Source organism: Holtiella tumoricola (assembly GCF_027857615.1).
Taxonomy (GTDB): domain Bacteria; phylum Bacillota; class Clostridia; order Lachnospirales; family Cellulosilyticaceae; genus Holtiella; species Holtiella tumoricola.
In genome coordinates, this window is sequence record NZ_JAQIFT010000045.1 from 1 (window position 1) to 19,749 (window position 19,749).

At 33.8% G+C, this 19,749-nt stretch carries 19 protein-coding genes and 1 riboswitch; of the genes, 8 read left to right on the plus strand and 11 right to left on the minus strand.

Going from position 1 to position 19,749, the window contains the following annotated elements; translation table 11 throughout:
• Positions 1–52: 52 nt before the first annotated feature.
• Complete coding sequence (locus PBV87_RS11245) at positions 53–1,666, minus strand: putative ABC transporter permease subunit (protein WP_271012350.1); 1,614 nt, start codon at positions 1,664–1,666, stop codon at positions 53–55.
• A complete protein-coding gene (locus tag PBV87_RS11250) occupies positions 1,659–2,372 on the minus strand; it encodes an ABC transporter ATP-binding protein (protein WP_271012351.1) in 714 nt (237 codons plus the stop codon). Before PBV87_RS11250 ends, PBV87_RS11245 begins: the two co-directional genes overlap by 8 nt.
• A gap of 148 nt (positions 2,373–2,520) precedes the next feature.
• Here PBV87_RS11250 and PBV87_RS11255 point away from each other — a divergent pair, with 148 nt between their 5' ends.
• From PBV87_RS11255 to PBV87_RS11280, 6 genes are all read left to right on the plus strand, one after another.
• Positions 2,521–2,787 carry an autorepressor SdpR family transcription factor gene (locus tag PBV87_RS11255; RefSeq protein ID WP_053986211.1) on the plus strand — a complete coding sequence of 89 codons (267 nt, stop codon included), beginning with the start codon at positions 2,521–2,523 and terminating at the stop codon, positions 2,785–2,787.
• Positions 2,788–2,789: 2 nt separating this feature from the next.
• On the plus strand, positions 2,790–3,440 hold the full coding sequence (locus PBV87_RS11260) for an SdpI family protein (RefSeq protein ID WP_198524961.1): 651 nt from the start codon (positions 2,790–2,792) through the stop codon (positions 3,438–3,440).
• Positions 3,441–3,653: 213 nt separating this feature from the next.
• The gene (gene aroF / locus PBV87_RS11265) at positions 3,654–4,667 is read left to right on the plus strand and encodes a 3-deoxy-7-phosphoheptulonate synthase (protein WP_053986213.1); all 1,014 of its coding nucleotides are present in this window, start codon (positions 3,654–3,656) and stop codon (positions 4,665–4,667) included.
• Positions 4,668–5,768, plus strand: coding sequence for a prephenate dehydrogenase (locus PBV87_RS11270; RefSeq protein ID WP_271012352.1), 1,101 nt, complete (start codon positions 4,668–4,670; stop codon positions 5,766–5,768).
• Positions 5,769–5,792: 24 nt separating this feature from the next.
• On the plus strand, positions 5,793–7,073 hold the full coding sequence (gene aroA / locus PBV87_RS11275) for a 3-phosphoshikimate 1-carboxyvinyltransferase (protein ID WP_271012353.1): 1,281 nt from the start codon (positions 5,793–5,795) through the stop codon (positions 7,071–7,073).
• 119 nt (positions 7,074–7,192) lie between these two features.
• Positions 7,193–8,281, plus strand: coding sequence for a stalk domain-containing protein (locus tag PBV87_RS11280; RefSeq protein ID WP_271012354.1), 1,089 nt, complete (start codon positions 7,193–7,195; stop codon positions 8,279–8,281).
• A 42-nt stretch (positions 8,282–8,323) separates the two neighbouring features.
• On the opposite strand, the gene PBV87_RS11285 is transcribed toward PBV87_RS11280, so the two are convergent.
• The 4 genes from PBV87_RS11285 to PBV87_RS11300 all read right to left on the minus strand — a co-directional run bounded on the left by PBV87_RS11285 (position 8,324) and on the right by PBV87_RS11300 (position 12,989).
• Entirely contained in the window at positions 8,324–8,968 is a 645-nt protein-coding gene (locus PBV87_RS11285; protein WP_271012355.1) for an SGNH/GDSL hydrolase family protein, read from the minus strand.
• 176 nt (positions 8,969–9,144) lie between these two features.
• Positions 9,145–9,666, minus strand: a complete 522-nt coding sequence (locus tag PBV87_RS11290) for a hypothetical protein (RefSeq protein ID WP_053986219.1) — start codon at positions 9,664–9,666, stop codon at positions 9,145–9,147.
• A 224-nt stretch (positions 9,667–9,890) separates the two neighbouring features.
• On the minus strand, positions 9,891–11,441 hold the full coding sequence (gene purH / locus PBV87_RS11295) for a bifunctional phosphoribosylaminoimidazolecarboxamide formyltransferase/IMP cyclohydrolase (RefSeq protein WP_271012356.1): 1,551 nt from the start codon (positions 11,439–11,441) through the stop codon (positions 9,891–9,893).
• An 84-nt stretch (positions 11,442–11,525) separates the two neighbouring features.
• A riboswitch (ZMP/ZTP riboswitch) is annotated at positions 11,526–11,606 on the minus strand.
• A gap of 30 nt (positions 11,607–11,636) precedes the next feature.
• Complete coding sequence (locus PBV87_RS11300) at positions 11,637–12,989, minus strand: NCS2 family permease (protein ID WP_053986221.1); 1,353 nt, start codon at positions 12,987–12,989, stop codon at positions 11,637–11,639.
• Between the two features lie 368 nt (positions 12,990–13,357).
• On the opposite strand from PBV87_RS11300, the gene PBV87_RS11305 reads away from it, so the two are divergent.
• The gene (locus PBV87_RS11305; RefSeq protein WP_271012357.1) at positions 13,358–13,885 is read left to right on the plus strand and encodes a hypothetical protein; all 528 of its coding nucleotides are present in this window, start codon (positions 13,358–13,360) and stop codon (positions 13,883–13,885) included.
• 274 nt (positions 13,886–14,159) lie between these two features.
• Here the strand turns inward: PBV87_RS11305 and phoU are convergent, their stop codons facing one another.
• From phoU to PBV87_RS11330, 5 genes are read right to left on the minus strand one after another with little or no spacing between them, the layout of a single operon-like run.
• A complete protein-coding gene (phoU, locus tag PBV87_RS11310; RefSeq protein ID WP_271012358.1) occupies positions 14,160–14,813 on the minus strand; it encodes a phosphate signaling complex protein PhoU in 654 nt (217 codons plus the stop codon).
• A gap of 14 nt (positions 14,814–14,827) precedes the next feature.
• The gene (pstB, locus tag PBV87_RS11315) at positions 14,828–15,580 is read right to left on the minus strand and encodes a phosphate ABC transporter ATP-binding protein PstB (protein ID WP_053986224.1); all 753 of its coding nucleotides are present in this window, start codon (positions 15,578–15,580) and stop codon (positions 14,828–14,830) included.
• Positions 15,570–16,442 (minus strand): phosphate ABC transporter permease PstA, encoded by an 873-nt coding sequence (gene pstA / locus PBV87_RS11320; RefSeq protein WP_082238895.1) that lies wholly within the window; start codon positions 16,440–16,442, stop codon positions 15,570–15,572. The genes pstB and pstA overlap by 11 nt, the downstream gene beginning before the upstream one ends.
• Positions 16,426–17,295 (minus strand): phosphate ABC transporter permease subunit PstC, encoded by an 870-nt coding sequence (pstC, locus tag PBV87_RS11325; protein ID WP_242847704.1) that lies wholly within the window; start codon positions 17,293–17,295, stop codon positions 16,426–16,428. The genes pstA and pstC overlap by 17 nt, the downstream gene beginning before the upstream one ends.
• 57 nt (positions 17,296–17,352) lie before the next feature.
• On the minus strand, positions 17,353–18,261 hold the full coding sequence (locus tag PBV87_RS11330; protein WP_053986226.1) for a phosphate ABC transporter substrate-binding protein: 909 nt from the start codon (positions 18,259–18,261) through the stop codon (positions 17,353–17,355).
• A 245-nt stretch (positions 18,262–18,506) separates the two neighbouring features.
• On the opposite strand from PBV87_RS11330, the gene PBV87_RS11335 reads away from it, so the two are divergent.
• Positions 18,507–19,715 (plus strand): patatin-like phospholipase family protein, encoded by a 1,209-nt coding sequence (locus PBV87_RS11335; protein WP_053986227.1) that lies wholly within the window; start codon positions 18,507–18,509, stop codon positions 19,713–19,715.
• The last annotated feature ends 34 nt before the right edge of the window (positions 19,716–19,749 follow it).

Consider the following 19,749-nt stretch of genomic DNA (forward strand, 5'->3'; position numbering starts at 1 on the left):
GAGAGATTCTCCTCTCGTTATATACCTCTTTTCATGTCTTATAGACTATTTTTTATGATAACGCTTTAAAATATGCTACTCCTTTAGTATTCAAATACTTATAACTTCCTAAAGTCAATCCGATTAGCAACACCGTAAGGATGATTAATCTCATATTTTGAGCTATCCCTGGTAGGACCATCACAAGACCAACAGGAATAACTATACTTAACAATCCTATTACCATCGTAAGCATGACTGGTGCGCCTTGTTTAACCACTTGCACTTCACTTGTCCAGTCTAGCTTAGGGTATTTTAAATTCATACTAAGCCCTACCATACCTATCAAAGTAGAGTATATAAGTGGAATGACAAACACTAGTATACTTTGTACAAGATCTAATTGGAATGTAAAAATCATAATAATACCACTTACTAGAATCGCTGGTACTGTTATTGTAAGTTGAATGAGTAACTTACTTATAAATATCTTTTCTATTGGAATAGGTGAAGAATGTAAAATCCATAGGTTCTTTCCTTCTAATGAAATAGCGGAAGCTGTTGTACATGTTAAGACCATAAAGAACGCCACAACAATAGGTGCAAATTGCCCTACATATATTCCTATATTAGAGACACCCAGTGCGCTTTCAATCTCACTCATATCAAAGAAACATAGACTAATAGCAAATATTAGAAGTAGTACAGACCCTATTGCTGTATTCATTACATATAAACTAGAGCTAAAATATCTTCTTAGTTCCTTCTTATAAAGTGCCATTAAAGGGGATGTACCTTTGAGCTCACCTAATTTATATACTGTATGAGTGCCAGAAGTTGCAAGTCTTGTTTGAATCTGTTTAAAGTATCTTCCCAATATGACTATGAATATACCAAAACTTAATAATGAGATAACTATAAATACTAGCAAACCTCCTATTTGATTACTACAAACACCATTGCCATACATGAGTGCAAATGGATAGACTTTCTGTATAAATCCTTCTAACATTTGCCCCACTACATCCATATTTTCTAATGCACTTTCAGTTGCTTGCCCTATTGTTCCTGTACTTGCAAATATTGCGACCACTACTGCCATTGATAAGACTATGCTAATAATGTTGGTATGCTTAGATTTTGAAGCAATTACAGTAATAATTGTTCCAATAATAGCACCTAATATAATTGGAATAAAAGGTACACATAAAAGTCCTATAATGTATTTAATCCAAAAACCTATACTCGCCTGTACCATTATGCTATAGAGTACACCTGCTGGTATCATAATAATCGCTAAGAATAAGAAATTCATACTATATAGCCAAATGATACGACTAGCGATAATATAAGATGTCTTAATAGGTAAACTCATTAATAGATCATAATCTTTAAAACTAAATAGTACACCATTTACCTTATAAATTGTTGTAAGAAACAAAATCATACTGGTAAGGGTCATAACAAGTGGCAAATATAAGGATTCCATATTCCACTCTAATAAATTGAATAAGAGAATACCGTTATATGTAGCCGACATAAGAACAAACATCATGCCTATTAATAAAAATAAAAAGCTCATACCTAAAACTTTTGTTTTCTTCTTAGGATCATTCTCATGAAGCATTTTATTAATATTACCTGTAGCCATTAATTGGATTTTAAATAGATACCATACCTTATTCATGACGTGTCAACTCCATAAATAAATCTTCTAAGCTCTGATTACCTTTAACATCTTCTGTTTTGCCTGCAACAACTAATCTCCCTTTTTGAATAATTGCTAACTTATTACATAACTTTTCTGCTACTTCTAATACATGGGTAGAGAAAAATATAGCACCGCCTTCAGCACACACCTCTTGCATAATTTGTTTTAACGTATGAGCTGCTTTCGGATCAAGTCCTACAAAAGGTTCATCTAATATAAGTAATTTAGGTTTATGCACTAAGGCTGCAATAATGGCTAATTTTTGCTTCATCCCATGTGAATAGGAGGAAATTAAGTCTCCTAAGCTACTTGTTAGCTCAAATTGGTCAGCGTATTTTTTAATACGTGACTCTCTTTCTTCTTTTGCTACGCCATATATATCTGCAATAAAACTTAAGTATTGTATGCCTGTTAAATGCTCATATAAATCCGGATTATCAGGTATATAAGCAATCTTAGATTTGCATTCAAGAGGATTTTTGAGGATAGATGTTCCGTCTATCTCTATTTCTCCTTCTTCAAAATCAAGTATCCCAACGACTGCCTTTAAAGTTGTTGTTTTCCCTGCTCCATTGTGACCTATAAAGCCATATAAATCTCCCTTATCTATATGAAGGTTCAAATCATCTACTGCCTTTTTTCCACCTTTATATACTTTTGAAAAATGTCTAATACTAAGCATAGTATTCACTTCCCTTTCCTTTTACGGCTTGCATTTTTAAATAAAAAGGTATATCATTTAATTAGATATTTAGATATTTATCTAATCACCTAACATTATAATACGATTTATCTTAAAGTCAACTATTTTAGAGAAAGAGGTACTACCTATGAATGATCTTTTTAAAGCTTTATCAGACCCTTCTAGACGAAGGATTATTCAGCTTCTCAAAAATGGTGATCTCTCTGCTGGCGAAATTGCAGAACACTTTGATATGGCAAAACCATCCATTAGTCACCATTTGAACTTACTTAAACAAGCAAATCTCGTTACATCTGAAAAACAAGGTCAAAGTGTTATTTATTCTTTAAATACAACAACACTCCAAGATGCCCTTACATTCTTTTTTGATTTAATGAATAAGGAGGATAAATGATTATGAAAACCAAAAATCCTATGATTATAAGCATCGCTATTATAACTATCATTTCTTTCATTGCTACTGTATGTCTATACAATCAATTACCAGCTCAAATACCTATTCATTTTAATAGTGCAGGTGAAATTGATAACTATGGTCCTCGTAGTTTTGCTTTTTTTACAGCTATTTTACCACTCCTAATGTTAGCTTTTCTAAAAGTGGTTCCTAAGATAGATCCAAAAGGAGATGCTTATTTAAAACATGGTAAAGCTTATAATATCTTTATTTTATTTATTCTTCTCCTACTCATTATTATTCACTGGGTAACTATGGGGATTGCCCTTGGCTTAACCCTTTCTGTTAATAAAATTGTACCACCTCTTACTGGTATTCTTTTTATTGTTATAGGAAACTACATGCCACAAATTAAACAAAACTATACACTAGGTATTAAGGTACCTTGGACTTATAATGATGAAGCTAACTGGCGTGCTACACATCGTGTTGGTGGATACTGTTTTGTCTTTGCAGGTATCTGCTTTATCATAACCGGATTTGTACCTACTCAATTTGTTACCATCATGACCATTATCTCTTTTGTACTGTTATTTTTCCCTATACTTTATTCTTATTTATTCTTTAGAAAAAACAAGTCTAAAAAGAATTAATATGCAAGTTTATTCATTACAACTTGCATATTATCAATAATTAATATGATATATTTTTAAAAAGCTTGCATAAAAAGTCACTTTTCGTTAAAAGTCTTTGATTGCAAGCTTTTTCCCTGCTTTGCAATTCTCCGACCGTTGACATTCAAGATTTTAGCATTGTACAATAGATCTATAAAAGGTAAAATAGGGTTATAAAAGGAGGTTTGTACTATGATTATTGTTATGAAACATACTGCAACATCAGATGAGATTAATACAGCCGTTAAGCAAATAGAAAACGCTGGCCTTTCAGCACATATTTCTCAAGGTGCTGTTGTAACGATTATTGGTGTTGTTGGAGATAAATCTTTATTAAGTAGTGACTGCCTTTGTTCATTGAATGGAGTAGATAAAATCGTGCCTGTAACTGAGACTTATAAATTAGCTAATCTTAAATTTCATCCGGAACCAACAAAAGTCAAACTTGGCAACTGTGAGGTTGGTGGTAAACAACTTATCATTATGGCTGGCCCATGTGCCATTGAAAGCCGTGATCAACTTCTTGAATCTGCAGATGCAGTAAAAATGGGTGGTGCAACTGTACTACGCGGTGGTGCTTATAAACCACGTACATCACCTTATTCTTTCCAAGGTCTTGAAGAAGAAGGCCTTAAATATATGCAAGAAGCAAGGGAAAAAACTGGACTTTCTATTGTTTGTGAAGTAACAAGCATTAGTGCAGTAGAAACTGCTTCTAAATATGTAGACATTCTTCAAATAGGTGCTCGTAATATGCAAAACTTCGAGCTCTTAAAAGCTGCAGGTAAAACAAATATTCCTGTACTTTTAAAACGTGGTCTTTCTGCTACTATTGATGAATGGCTTAATGCTGCTGAATACATTATGAGCGAAGGAAATCAAAATGTTATTCTTTGTGAACGTGGTATTCGTACATTTGAAACAGCAACGCGTAATACACTAGATATTAGTGCTATTCCTGTTATCAAATCAAAAAGTCACTTACCAATCATTGTGGATCCAAGCCATGCTTGTGGTAAGCGTCCATATATTCCAAGTCTAGCAAAAGCTGCTATTGCTGCTGGTGCTGACGGACTTATGATAGAAGTTCACCCTAATCCAAAAATTGCTTTGTCCGATGGTCCTCAATCTCTTGATCCCCAAGACTTCAAAGTGCTTATGGATGAACTTCGCCCAATAGCTGAGGCAATGGGTAGAACGATCTAAATGCGTATTGGTATCATCGGTCTTGGTCTTATCGGGGGATCAATTGCCAAGACACTCAAAAAAGTTCATGCACAAAATAGTTATATTATTGGCTATGATACCCATTCTCTTTCTTGTGCTAAAGCTCTAGATGAGGGTGCTATTGACCATATTGCAGTAGAAATAGGTGAAGATTTCGTAGATTGTAATGTTATCTTTCTTTGTACGCCTGTTTCTGCTATTGATAAGGTAGCAGCTAAGCTACTACCTTATGTTTCTAAAGACTGTATTTTAACTGATATAGGAAGTACAAAACATGATACTGTAGAAAAAATAGGACGTCTTATTTCACATAGTCCTAAAAAGTGCTATTTCATAGGAGGACATCCTATGACTGGTTCTGAGCAATCAGGCTATGAAGCTTCTACTAGCTATCTTTTTGAAAATGCTTACTATATTTTAACACCATTAAAGGGGACACCTGACTTTATTCTATTCATTATGCAAAAAATGATAGAACGTCTTGGTGCTATTGCTATTACTCTAGAACCAGATTATCATGACTTTGCTACTGCTGCTGTTAGTCACTTGCCACATATTATTGCAAGTAGTTTGGTCCATCTTGTAAAAAATAATGATGGAGATGAGCATCTCTTACACACATTAGCTGCTGGAGGATTTAAAGATATTACACGTATAGCCTCCTCTAATCCGGCTATCTGGCAAGATATCTGTCTCTCTAATAAAACAAATATTCAAACTTGCCTTAAGAAATTTATAGACTCTTTAAGTGAGTTTTCAAATATACTTGATATGGAAGAAGCTGATAATCTTTATGACTTCTTTAATGAAGCTAGAAATTATCGTGACTCCTTCCAAGATGGTATTAAACCTGACATTGCTAAAGTATATACAATCTTTGTAGATGCAGAAGATGAACCTGGTATTATTGCATGCATTGCAACACTCCTTAGTTCTCACAGTATTAATATTAAAGATATTGGCATTGTTAACCACAGAGAATTTTCAAGCGGCGTACTCCGTATTGCTTTTGGTCACAAGCATGATATGCAAAAAGCACATCAATTACTTACTAAGCACAACTATACGGTCTATTGCTAATATTTGAATTAAAGGAGTTTTGTTATGATTATACAACCTGCATCATCTCTTAAGGGGACTTTATCTATTCCTGGAGATAAATCTATCTCTCATCGCAGTATTATGTTTGGAAGTATTGCGGAAGGGGAAACACGTATTTACAACTTTCTAATGGGCGATGACTGTTTATCTACTATTCGTTGTTTTCGTCAATTAGGTATTCATATTGAAATGTGTCCAGACTCTATCTTAGTTCAAGGAAAAGGCCTCCATGGCCTAAGTAAGTCTGATACTATATTAGATTGTGGTAATAGCGGAACAACCACTAGATTAATCTCTGGTATTCTTGCTGGACAATCTTTTACTTCTACTTTAACTGGAGATGCTTCTATTCAAAAGCGTCCTATGAATCGTATTATGGTTCCACTTAAAGCTATAAACGCTCATATTGAAGGTAAAGATGATAGCTACTGTCCACTAACTATTACACCAAGTACATTAACTGGTATCAACTATGCTTCACCTGTTGCTAGTGCCCAAGTTAAATCTTGTATTCTTCTAGCAGGTTTATACGCAGATAGCCCTGTTACTGTATCTGAGCCTAGTATTTCTAGAGATCACACTGAACGTATGCTTAAAGCCTTCGGAGCTAAGATTGAGACAGAAGGTAAATGTGTAACTGTTCATCCTAATAGTCATTTAACAGGTCGTGAAGTTATTGTACCTGGTGATATTTCTTCTGCTGCTTTCTTTATGGTAGCTGGATTAATCGTTCCAAACAGCAAGCTCACCCTCAAAAATGTAGGCATTAATCCTACACGTCGCGGACTCTTAGACGCATTATTAGAAATGGGTGGACGTATTACTTGCCTAAATGAACGTGAACTCTGTGGTGAACCTGTATGTGATATGATTGTAGAATCATCTCATTTAAAAGGTATTACAATCAGTGGTGATATTATCCCAACCATGATTGATGAAATTCCTGCTTTTGCTGTAGCTGCTCTCTTTGCAGAAGGTACTACAACAGTTAAAGATGCAAAAGAACTACGTGTTAAGGAATCTAATCGTATTGATACAATGACTAATGAGCTCACTAAAATGGGAGCACATATTACGCCTCAAGAAGATGGGCTCATCATAGAAGGTGGCTATCCTCTTCAAGGTGCTAAGCTTGAAAGCTATGATGATCATCGTATTGCTATGAGCTTAGCCGTTGCTTCACTGATGGCTTCTTCTCCTTCTGAGATAGAAAATAGTGAATGTGTACGTATTTCTTATCCTCATTTCTTTGAGCATTTAAAAGAGGTTAGTATGTATGATTAATCATACATACTAACCTCTTTTCATTTGTACATATTAATTGGAACTGTAATATTTGCAATACTTTATATACATTTGCGTAATACTTTAGTTATATGGTATAATTTACCTGGAGGTGTATTATGAAAAATTATATAAAACTTATTTGCATCCTTTGTCTCTTACTCATGACACCAGTATATGCTAATACACAATATACTTTAAAAGTGAACGATATTTCTTATCAATTAAGTACACCACTGATTGAGAGGAATGATACGCTCTATATGGACTTAAATGAACTCGCAAATATTTTATTTACTCATGTAACTGTAGATGAAGAAACATACGTTTTAAACTTTCAAGATAAAACTTATGAATTAAAGGCTAATGTCAAAACTGTTTCAAAAGGTATAGAAAAGTACATATTATCGACTTCACCAGTAGCAATAGATAATAAAGTCTATGTTCCTATTGAATTATTCGAGATAATCCTTGGTAAAGATAATCTAGATATAGCACAAGGCAACATACAAATTACTTGCCCTACTCTATTTTCACGTAACTCTGATTCACCTGAAGAACATACTTATATTCCATCCCCTTATAACTTAAACAATTTACCTAAACATATTATGGCCCTCAGTACAGAAGATACGATTACCAATGCTATTAATACTGCTATTACCAATAAGGACTATATCAGTTTCTTAGATAATTCTAATCAAACTAAAGTAACTAACTATCTAAGATCTCGTCTAACTTTTTCTCCTTATAATAATATCCAAGTATCTTACCGTATCATTAATACACATACGTACCCAAATCAAATTACAGATACTGTAACGCTTCCTCTAAAAATTGATTTCTACGGAAGTACAATCCGCCTTAAACTTGGTGAGGATCAATGGACTTATCCGACGATTTGGTCTACTTATTATCCTAAACGTTCTCTAGCTGATATGGACTTACAAAAGTCTGTAGATACAACTATCATGCGTGCTCTTTATGAATACTATCGTAATAAGCATGATTTAAGAGATGATAAATACTTTAGTCCTTTCACTATTAGCTCTTCAAATAGGACTAATGAAATGCTTCATGATGCTTATAGTATTTCATATAGAAATGATGATACTTTAAAAGAATATGAAACCTCTTATACTATTAGTATCCAACGTATCCATCAATCAGGCAAACTACATTTTGTTATTGATATCATTAGTAAATAAAGCAAACAGGGAACAAAACATTATGTTTTGTTCCCTGTTTGCTTATGAGATAAAACGATCCTTTAATACCCCTTGATAATTAATAAGTCTTGTAAGTTCAATAAATACTATATCGTATAAAAGGTCTACACCTTTTTCATTTAATGCGGTACCTTCTTCATTTATAAATTGTTCCTCATACTGAGGCTGCTTTCTCATAATATTGAATAAATCTATAATAGGACAGTCGTGCTTAGCACTGACTGTTTTCGCTCTATATGTATATTGGCTAATTCTACTATTACTACATCCCCTATCCTCTTTGCTCTCTTTCATTGGGATAGGTGTAATAAGTATAGGAATAGGCATACATCCATTTAATCCTGTTCTATTATTAGAAGACTTAATCTCATTCATTAAGTTATCTAATTCATTTTCATATGTATCAAGTGAAACAAATGTTGCATTGTTGGTGTTAAGCTCTTCTAAACTTAATTCAACAAAGACTATATTAGGATTATAAACGAGAACTTTAGATTTTAAGTTTTCATTATACTTCTTGCTCGTACCTTCTTTTAGCCTAACATCTAGAAACTGCCAAGATATATTAGGGTAATACAAAGGTAAATACTTCTCTAATCTATCCATATAATGTTCCATTAACTTAGTTTGTGTTTTCCCATATCCTACTATAGTGGTTTTAATCATCTGCAACTCCTCCACATCTGAACTTGACTTCCATTGTATATTATATATTCTTTTTAGACGATATACAATATTCTTACAGATTAAGTTGATTCATTTTAGCTTCAATTTCATACAAAAAATAGGTAATAAAAGGCCCCTACCTTTTATTACCTAAAGTTTTTTATATTATCTTATAATTATTTATCTAATAGCATCTTATTTACGTTTTGTACAATATATTCTCTATCTGTAATTACATCATAAAAACCTTTTCCACAATAGAGACGCTGTATGTCTACTGTACGCATATCACTTAACTGTAGCCTTGTTAGCATTCCGTTCTTAAAGTTATTTACTGCTATATCCAATTGAAACTCTGGATCTGGTGGTAATGAATCAGCTTTTACAGATGTTGTTGGAATAACAACAAACTTGCTTTTAAAGTATTTAAATACATAGCACCAATGTCCCCCATAGAGTTCTTTTGGAAATCCCCTGGTTAAATTAAAATAAGCAATTTGATGTACTTTAGGTATATGCTTAGGTCGATAAAATGTAGTTGATGGATCACCTGTTTGCTTAGGTGTTAATTCATCATAGAAATAAGATAATTGTCCTACATGATACTCTAGATCTGTTACAAACCCTTCTACATCTGTATAATTCTTTAGTTCTTTGAGTGCATTTGATATCCCATGCATTCTAGCATCAATATCCATGGTTTCCCCCCTTACAAAATCTCCAATACCTTATTATTTTACCACGGTTCAATTAAAAATTAAAGTTAATTTTTGATTTATTTCTATATTTTTCCATTTAATCTTATATCTCTCTATCTTAAGAATTTTACTTCCAAAATTCTTCGCATTTGGACAGTTGTTTATTTAAACAAACAAGAAATAGGGCGCTAAATTACTTAGCCCCCTATCTTGAATCTTTATGTTTAGTGTTTAAAATGTCTCATACCTGTAAAGACCATTGCAATTCCAGCTTCGTTACATGCCTTAATAGAATCTTCATCACGAATAGAACCACCTGGTTGAATAATTGCTGTAATACCTGCTGCAGCTGCTGCCTTTACACAATCATCAAATGGGAAGAATGCATCTGATGCTAAAACGCTACCTTTTACACCTTCTTCTCCTAAGAATTCCATACCATGATCGATAGCTTGTGTCGTTGCCCAAATACGGTTTGTTTGACCGCCACCCATTCCAACTGACATGCCATCTTTTGCAAGTGCAATACCATTAGATTTTACATGTTTTACAAGCTTCCATGCAAAGTGTAAATCTTCCATCTCTTTTTCAGAAGGTGTACGCTCTGTTACTACTTTAAGCTCTTCTTCTATTAAAAGTTCTAAGTCTTTTTGTTGAACAATTAATCCACCATCTACTTTTTTCATTGTTAATGCATGTGGATCAGAGTATGTAATATTTTCAAGTTTTAATACACGTAAGTTTTTCTTAAGTTTAAATACTTCAAGTGCCTCTTCTTCGTAACCTGGCGCAATAACAATTTCAAAGAAGATTTTACACATTTCTTCTGCTGTTGCTTTATCAATTATTTGGTTTGTTACAATAATACCACCAAAGATAGAAACAGAATCTGCTGTATAAGCTTTTTGGTAGGCTTCAAGTACATTGTTTCCTACACCAACACCGCATGGATTAGCATGTTTAACTGCTACTACAGCTGGTTCACTAAATTCACGAAGTAGTTCAAGTGCACCATTTGCATCATTAATATTGTTATATGAAAGTTCTTTACCATTTAATTGTACTGCATCAGCAAGTGTTCCTTTTGTTTTTCCAACTTCTTTATAGAACGCTGCACCTTGATGAGGATTTTCTCCGTAGCGCATATCTTGAACTTTTTCAAATGTCATTGTAAATGTATTTGGTAAACTATAATCACCACGTTGTTCTCTTAAGTAGTTAGCAATCATTGTATCGTAGTTTGCTGTGTGTTCAAATACTTTAGTTGCAAGATAGAAGTTTGTATCTACACTTACTTTGTTATTTGCTCTTAATTCCTCTAATACAACAGCGTAATCAGTAGGGTCTACTACTACTGTTACATCATGATTATTTTTTGCTGCTGAACGAAGCATAGTTGGACCACCAATATCAATGTTTTCTATTGCTTCTTCTAATTTAACGCCTTCTTTAAGGATTGTTTGTTTGAAAGGATAAAGGTTAACTACTACAAGATCAATATTTGAAAGGCCTAATTCTTGCATTTGTTTTTGATGTTCTTCGTTATCACGAATATTAAGAAGTCCAGCATGAATAGCAGGATGAAGTGTTTTAACACGACCATCTAAACATTCTGGAAAACCTGTTACATCAGAAATACCAATTACTTCTACGCCTGCGTTTTGTAAAGCATTAAAAGTTCCACCTGTTGAAATAATCTCTACGCCTAAACTTACAAGCTCTTTAGCAAATTCTACGATTCCTGTTTTGTCTGATACACTAATTAATGCTCTCATGACTCTCTCCTTTTAATTGTAAATATATTTTTATTGTGTAATTTTAAAGCAATAAAAAGACCGTCTGGACGCTACTTATATACTATGTAGTGCCCAGACGGTCGACTTTCCATTTCTATACTCCCCGCAGTTCATTCTGCTAATCCGTCAGTCATATAGAAACTTTATTTAATTTTAAATTCTACTAGTTAGCTATTAGATAATAAGTTTGATTACAAATAAAGCTGCCATAATGTACATAACAATACTTACATCTTTTGCTTTACCTGAGAATACTTTTACTAATACATATGAGATACCACCAAATACGATACCTTCTGAAATACTATAAGCAAGAGGCATCATGATAAGTGTTAAGAATGCTGGAAGAGCTTCTGTAATATCACTGAAGTCTACTTTTGTAATACTTTCAAGCATTAAAACACCTACTACGATAAGTGCTGGTGCTGTTGCAAAAGAAGGAATAGCAATGAAGATTGGTGCTGCGAATAATGCTAATGCAAAACAAGCTGCTGTTGAAAGTCCTGTAAGACCTGTACGTCCACCTGCAATAACCCCTGCACTACTTTCAACGAATGTTGTTACTGTTGAAGTACCAAGAAGAGCTCCTGCTGTTGTACCAACTGCATCTGCAAATAATGCTTGTTTTACACGTGGTAATTCACCTTTTTCATCTAAGTAATCAGCTTTTGCTGCTACTCCGATAAGTGTACCTAATGTATCAAATAAATCTACGAATAAGAATGAGAATACTACTACTACGAAAGTTAAAATACTATCTATACTACCAAATACTTCACTCATAGGTGGGAATTTGAAAGCTACTTCACTAAGTCCACCGAATAACCCTTGGCCTGATGCAAAGTTAGGAATAAGTGAGTAAACACCTGCTTCAACGTCTACTACGTACCAACCAATAAGTTCTGCTCCAATTCCAAGTAAGTAAGTTGCTACGATACCAATAAGTACTGCTCCTGGTACGTTACGCTTCATTAATACTACGATTAATACTACACCAAACATACAAAGTACTGTTTGTGGTGTTGTCATGTTACCAAGTGCTAAGAATGTTGCACTATCTGCTACGATAACGCCTGCACCTTTAAGACCAATGAAAGCAATAAATAAACCAATACCTGCACTAACTGCATACTTCATACATTTTGGAATTGCATTGAAAAGTGCTTCACGAACATTAAATGCTGTTAAGATAAGGAAGATAATCCCTTCTACGAATACTGCAAATAATGCAAATTGCCAACTATGCCCCATACCTAATACTACTGTAAATGCGAAGAATGCATTAAGTCCCATACCTGGTGCAAGTGCAAATGGATAGTTTGCTACAAGTGCCATAACAGCTGTCCCTATAACTGATGCAAGAACTGTTGCTACGAATACCCCATGTTTATCCATACCTGCTGCACTTAAAATGTCTGGGTTAACTGCTAATATGTAAGCCATTGTCATGAAAGTTGTAATACCAGCTAAAATCTCTGTCTTTACTGTGGTCTTGTTCTCTTGAAGTTTGAAAAATTTCTCCACAATAACTACCCCCTTTAAATGTTTATAATTAATATTTATGTACGACCTATTAGACTTTATGTCTCATAGTGTTATATTACATGAGAAATTTGGTTAGGTCAATAGTTTTTTCGAACATTTTATTTTTTATAAACCCTAACGTTCGATTTAATTCATTCTCTATATTTCACCTAACTCTATTAAATTTATTTAATTATTTTATAAATAATACAAGCATATATTTGTCCCTATTTCATATATATGTAATAGGACATTTCATATTTCAAAGGAGGGTAACAATGTCTGGTCCAAAATTTATGGTCTTTAAACTCAAAGATCTACGTATCCCTTTTATCATGTTAGTTGTCGCTGTCGTTGCTTTTTCTTTCTTTATGCTGAAAGGTAGTAACGATGCTACACCAACCTTTGCACCCGATAACAGCTATGAGGATGGTATGTACATAGCAAACATTGCTTTCACAGACGCAGATATGGATTTAGTAGTAGAAATCAAAGACAAACAAATCGCTTCTATTGCTTTAGAAGGATTTGACGAATCAGAAAGAATGCTTTATTCAGATTTAAATGATAGCATTTCTTTTGTCAATGATTATATTACTTCTACTCAATCTGTTGAACTTCCTGATGCAAGTAATGTCACTGCATCTACAAGCATTCTAATGGATGCTGTAAAGACCGCTCTTTCTGAAAAGAATGACGCAGTCCTTACAACTACTTACGAAGTCCCACTTCTTGAAGCCATCACTGAAGAAGTTCCTGAAGAAATGGCTGAAGACAAATCAGACGATGCATTAGCTGAAGATGTTTTATCTGAAACTGTTATCTCTGATGATATGGGCGAAGTTCAAGACGCTGCTCCTAGCGATGCAGATTCTATGGACGATAGTATTGAAGATTAATATGTAATAAAGCTCCTTGAGTGCATTCTCAAGGAGCTTTATTATTTTCTTTATAGATGAAATCTAATAAAATAACATAAATAAAAACTTTACCTACTTAATTTCAGATATATATTAACCCTATTAGATTTATATCTATTGTCTCTCCTACTTCTTCACCTTGTATCTTACTGTATTAAATTAACTTTTCTCTAGCATAGCATATTTGTTATCCACTATATACAAAAATAGAAAAGAGTACCGCTTTATGCGATACCCTCTCTGCTTTGTTTTATTATAATTCACCTGTTAGGTTGTAAATTAACCATTCAGCAATGTTTGTAATATGATCTGCAATACGTTCTAAGTATTTAACAATCATAATATAGGCTGCACCGCTTGGTACAAACTCACTGTTTTTACTCATTTCAATAGTAATCTCTTTGAAAATCTTAGTGAACTCTTCATCAATTTTATCATCATACTCACAAATCTCTTTAAGTTTATCTAAATCTTTTTGCATGAAATTATCTAAAGTTCTACTGAGCATCTCTCTTACATGTGTTGCCATTTTCTCAATATGACGTTTATAAGCGATTTCTTTAGTCCATACGCCATCTTCTAGTGTTAAGCTATAAGTACAAATATCTTCGCAGTGATCTCCAATACGTTCCATATCTGTTACACTTTTAAGCATAGACATAATAAGTCTTAAGTCTCTAGCAATAGGTTGTTGATGTGTAATGAGACTTACACATTTTTTCTCGATTTCTACTTCCATCTCATCGATAAGGTCATCGCTTTTAATAACTTGTTTTGCTAATTCTTTATTTTGCTCGGTTACTGCTTCTATGGTATTAGCAACAAGTGTCTCAACTTGATTACCCATCTTAATCATTTCTAATCTAAGATCTTCTAATTCTTTTTCAAATACTCTTCTTGGTGACATATTCCCCACTCCTTTTAGCCAAATCTTCCTGTGATATAGTCTTCTGTTCTTTGATCTCTTGGTTGGTCAAAGATTTTATCTGTTGCATCAACTTCAACTAATTCCCCTAAAAGGAAGAATGCTGTTTTATCAGAAATACGTGCTGCTTGTTGCATGTTATGTGTAACAATAACAATTGTGTATTGTTTTTTAAGTTCATTAATGAGATCTTCGATTTTTAATGTTGAAATTGGATCAAGTGCAGATGTTGGTTCATCCATAAGTAAGATTTCTGGATTCATTGCAATACTACGTGCAATACAGATACGTTGTTGTTGCCCACCAGATAAACTTGTTGCACTTTTACGTAAATGATCTTTTACTTCATCCCAAATAGCTGCTTTTCTTAAACTATCTTCAACTATTTTGTCTAATTCACTTTTCTTTTTGATTCCTTGCATACGTGGTCCGTAAGCAATATTATCATAAATACTCATTGGGAATGGATTTGGTTTTTGGAATACCATTCCTACTTTTTTTCTAAGTTCAATAGGGTTCATATTAAAAATATCTTGCCCCTTAAACTTAATGCTACCATCAACCTTTGTGCCTTCAACTAAATCACTCATACGATTTAAGATACGAAGAAATGTAGATTTACCACAACCTGAAGGTCCAATAAAAGCTAATACTTCATTCTTTTTTACTTCTAAATTTATATTTTTGAGCGCCTTGAAATCTCCATAGTAGAAAGATAAATCCGATACGCTTATAATGTTATTTTCCATGTTTCATCTTCCTTCCAATTACATAAGTTAATAAGTTCAGTGTAAGTACTACTAATAATAGAACAATCGCTGTTCCATAAGCTTCTTCTAACGAAATACCTTCTTTAGCTAACATATAAAGGTGTACTGATAAAGTCCTACCTGATTCCATAACATTTGAAGGTACTCTAAATACCATACCTGCTGTTAAGTAAATTGCTGCTGTTTCACCAATGATACGTCCTGTACTAAATACAATCCCTGTTAAAATACCTGGTACTGCACTAGGTAATACAACTTTCATGATTGTTGCAAATTTTGATGCCCCAAGTGCAAGTGAACCTTCTCTATAGCTTAAAGGTACTGTTTTTAAAGCTTCCTCTGTAGTTTTTACAACTGTTGGAAGGATCATAAGTGCTACTGTTAAGCCCCCTGCAAGGATACTGTAGCCCATTTTGAGTTGTGTTACAAAGAACATCATTCCAAATAACCCAAATAGAATAGAAGGAACAGCCGCTAAACATTCAATAGCAAAACGTAAGCTCTTTACGAATTTTGATTGTTTTGCATATTCACTTAGATAAATAGATGTTCCCATTCCAACTGGTACTGCAATTACAAGCCCCATAAGTACCATATATATAGTTGTTATAATAGCTGGCATAAGTCCTGCTATATTAACATGACCTATCCCCTTCATAAAGATATAAGATAAGATCCAAATAAGCATTGCAAATGTAGAGAATGCAATTAAACCAATAACACCATAAATAATTTTTTCTTTTGTTGAAACATATTTAAATGGATTATTATTCTTTTTCGCTGGTTTTTGTTCAGCTACTGGAGTTTCCTGTACCGTATTACCACTAAGCTTTGCTTCCACGGCCTTCCCTCCTTTCTGAATAATTATTGATTATATGTGTAATTACGTTGATTGCAATAATAAGGATGAATAAAATCATACCTGTTGCAAAAAGTGCTTGTTGATGTATACCTGAAGCATAACCCATTTCGATTGCGATATTCGCTGTAAGCGTTCTTACTGGGTCAGTAATGCTTGTTGGAAGTAATGCTGTATTTCCTGCTACTAGGATAACAGCCATTGTTTCACCAAGTGCACGTCCTGTTGCTAAAATAATACCTGCTAAAGTTCCTGATTTAGCTGCTTTCAGCTGAACTTTGAATATATATTGTAATTTACTTGCGCCAAGTGCTAACGCACCTTCTTTAAATTCATTTGGTACTGCTCTTAAACTTACTTCTGTCATACGAATAACTGTAGGAAGTACCATTAATGCTAAGATGAAAATAACAGCAAGTAAGCTACTTCCTGCTCCTTTTCCACCAAAGAATTTATTAATCATTGGTACAACTACCATAAGCCCCCAGAATCCATAAATAACTGAAGGAATCCCTGCTAATAAGTCTACTGCTGCTGAAAGAATTTTTGCGAGTTTACTAGGAAGAATTTCTACTAAGACAATTGCTGTACAAATTCCAACTATAATGGCTACAAGCATAGCCCCTGCCGTACCATAAAGGCTGGAAACGAGCATTGGGAAAATCCCAAAGATTTCACCTGAAGGCATCCAATTGGTGCCGGTTAAAAATTTCCAAAGACTAGTATGTTGAAAGAATGGAAGTCCATTGACTACGATATAGAATCCCATAAATGCAACTACTGAGATTGTAAGAGCTGCAAAACACCAGAACACTTTCTTCATTATTCTATCCATCATGATCACCTTATTAATTATAATGGATAAGAGGCTAAAAGCCCCTTATCATATTTTCTATTTAACTGAGATATATTTTTCGCTAACGATTTCTTGACCTTCATCACCTAAGATAAAGTCTACGAATTCTTTTGTTACTTCTGGAGCCTCTTTACTTGTTAAGATAAGAAGTGGTCTAGAAATACTGAATGAGCCATCTTTTACACTTTCAACTGTTGGTTCTACACCATCAACACTGATTGCTTTTACTGTTTCATCAATGAATCCTAAAGATACGAAACCTACTGCACCTTCTTTAGAAGCAACTGTTGCTTTCATTGTACCGTTACCTTCTGCGATAAGAGCACCTTGTGACATAGAAGAAACTTTTTTACCATCGATTTCTTTTTCAAGTTTAAGGATTTCTTCGAAAGCACCTCTTGTACCAGAACCATCTTCACGAGATACTACGATGATTGGTTGATCAGTCCCACCAACTTCACTCCAGTTAGTAACTGTTCCTTCAAAGATATCTTTAATTTGATCTTTTGTTAAATCTGTTACACCATTTGTTGGGTTTACTACTACTGCAATACCATCGTATGCAATTGTTGTAACTTCAAAGTTTTCATTTTCTTCTTCTGCTTTAAGTTCACGTGATACCATACCGATATCTGCTGTTCCATCATGTGCTGCTTTAACACCAGCAGATGAACCTACACCTTGAACTTCTACTACTACTTCTGGTTGAACTTCTTTATATTTTTCTGCTAAGCTTTCCATTGGTACGGCTACTGTTGTTGAACCAACTGCTACAACTTTACCGCCTGCTTTTTGTGTATCTTCTTTTTGTGTATCAGAAGCTTGTGTATTTTCAGTAGCTGAACCTGTTGGTGCTGGTGTACTTGTTGTACCACCTGAACATCCTGTTAACATTGCCATTCCAATTGTTGCTACGCCTAATATTCTTAAAAATTTATTTTTCATTTTTTATTGCCCCCTTATGTAATTTACGAGATTAAGGATACCCCCCTAATGTTCAAAACATATTTGAGTTATGTTAAATCTATGTTAAATTCTTTAACAGACTAGCACAATTTTTACTAATCTCATTATTAATAGGAAAGAATACCTTCCATATATATAAAACAATCTATTATTATAGATTGTCAGCATAAAAGCAATTTGTTAGAGTATATTTAGAAACTGTAAATTATATGGAGATGATAATCATGCTAGGATTAGCTTTAGAAGGCGGCGGTGCAAAAGGAGCCTTCCACATTGGTGCTATTAAGGCCTTTCTTGAAAATGGCTATGAATTTGATGGTGTTGTTGGAACATCTATAGGTGCTTTTAACGGTGCTTTAGTTTCACAAGGCGACTTTAATAAACTCTATGAGCTTTGGATTAACTTAGAGCCCTCTACCTTATTTGATATAGATGATGGGTATATGGGAAAGATGGTTCAGAGTGAACTCTCTTTAGATATGATTAAGTATTTGAAAAACCGTGCAAAAGCATTTATTGAAAATGGCGGTATTGATACTGGAAAGCTAAGAAATGTTTTAGATCAACTTATAGATGAAGATAAACTTCGTACCTCTAACCGAGATTTTGGAATGGTTACTGTATCTATTCCTGACTTTAAACCTGTAGAAATTTATAAAGAACTTATTCCTGATGGAAAAATTAAAGATTATATTATGGCAAGTGCCAGTTTTCCAGGCTTTAAACTTTGCCCTCTAGATGGGAAGTACTATATAGATGGAGGCATTCATGATAATTGTCCTGTCAATCTACTTCTTAGAAAAGGATATGATAAGATTATTGCTATACGCACTTCAAGCAGTGATAAATTTTCAAAGCTCGACCCACATAATGCTGAGATTATTAATGTTTTACCTTCAGAAGATTTGGGTACAACCCTCTTATTTACTAATGAGCTTATTAAGCAAAATATTAAATTAGGCTATTATGATGCTTTAAAAGTAATTCGTGGCCTAAAAGGACAGCGGTACTATATTGAACCTGTAGATGATGAAATAATTTGGAATAAGCTTCAAACGCTCTCCGATGAGATTATTTTTGAAATTGGTAAGCATCTTAAATTGCCCGAAATGAATAGTAAACGTATGCTCTTTGAGAAAATCATTCCCACCTTTGCTAATCTACTTAAGCTTTCCCCTACTGCAACTTACCAAGATATTCTCATTGCACTTTTAGAACCTCTTGCTACACGTTGCTCTGTTGAGAAATATGAAATTTATACACTTTCTTCTTTTATTACGACTATAGAAGAGCATCTCTTGAAGATTTCTCCTTCTTATCGTAAGAATCCTCATCGTTTTAAGATTAAACGATTACCTCTTGCTAAACTTCACCATCCTAGCACAGAAGAACTTGCCTATATTATGTTGGAATCCTTTTATAAAGAATTATAGATATAAAAAAAGACGCCCTTGGGGAAGGCGTCTT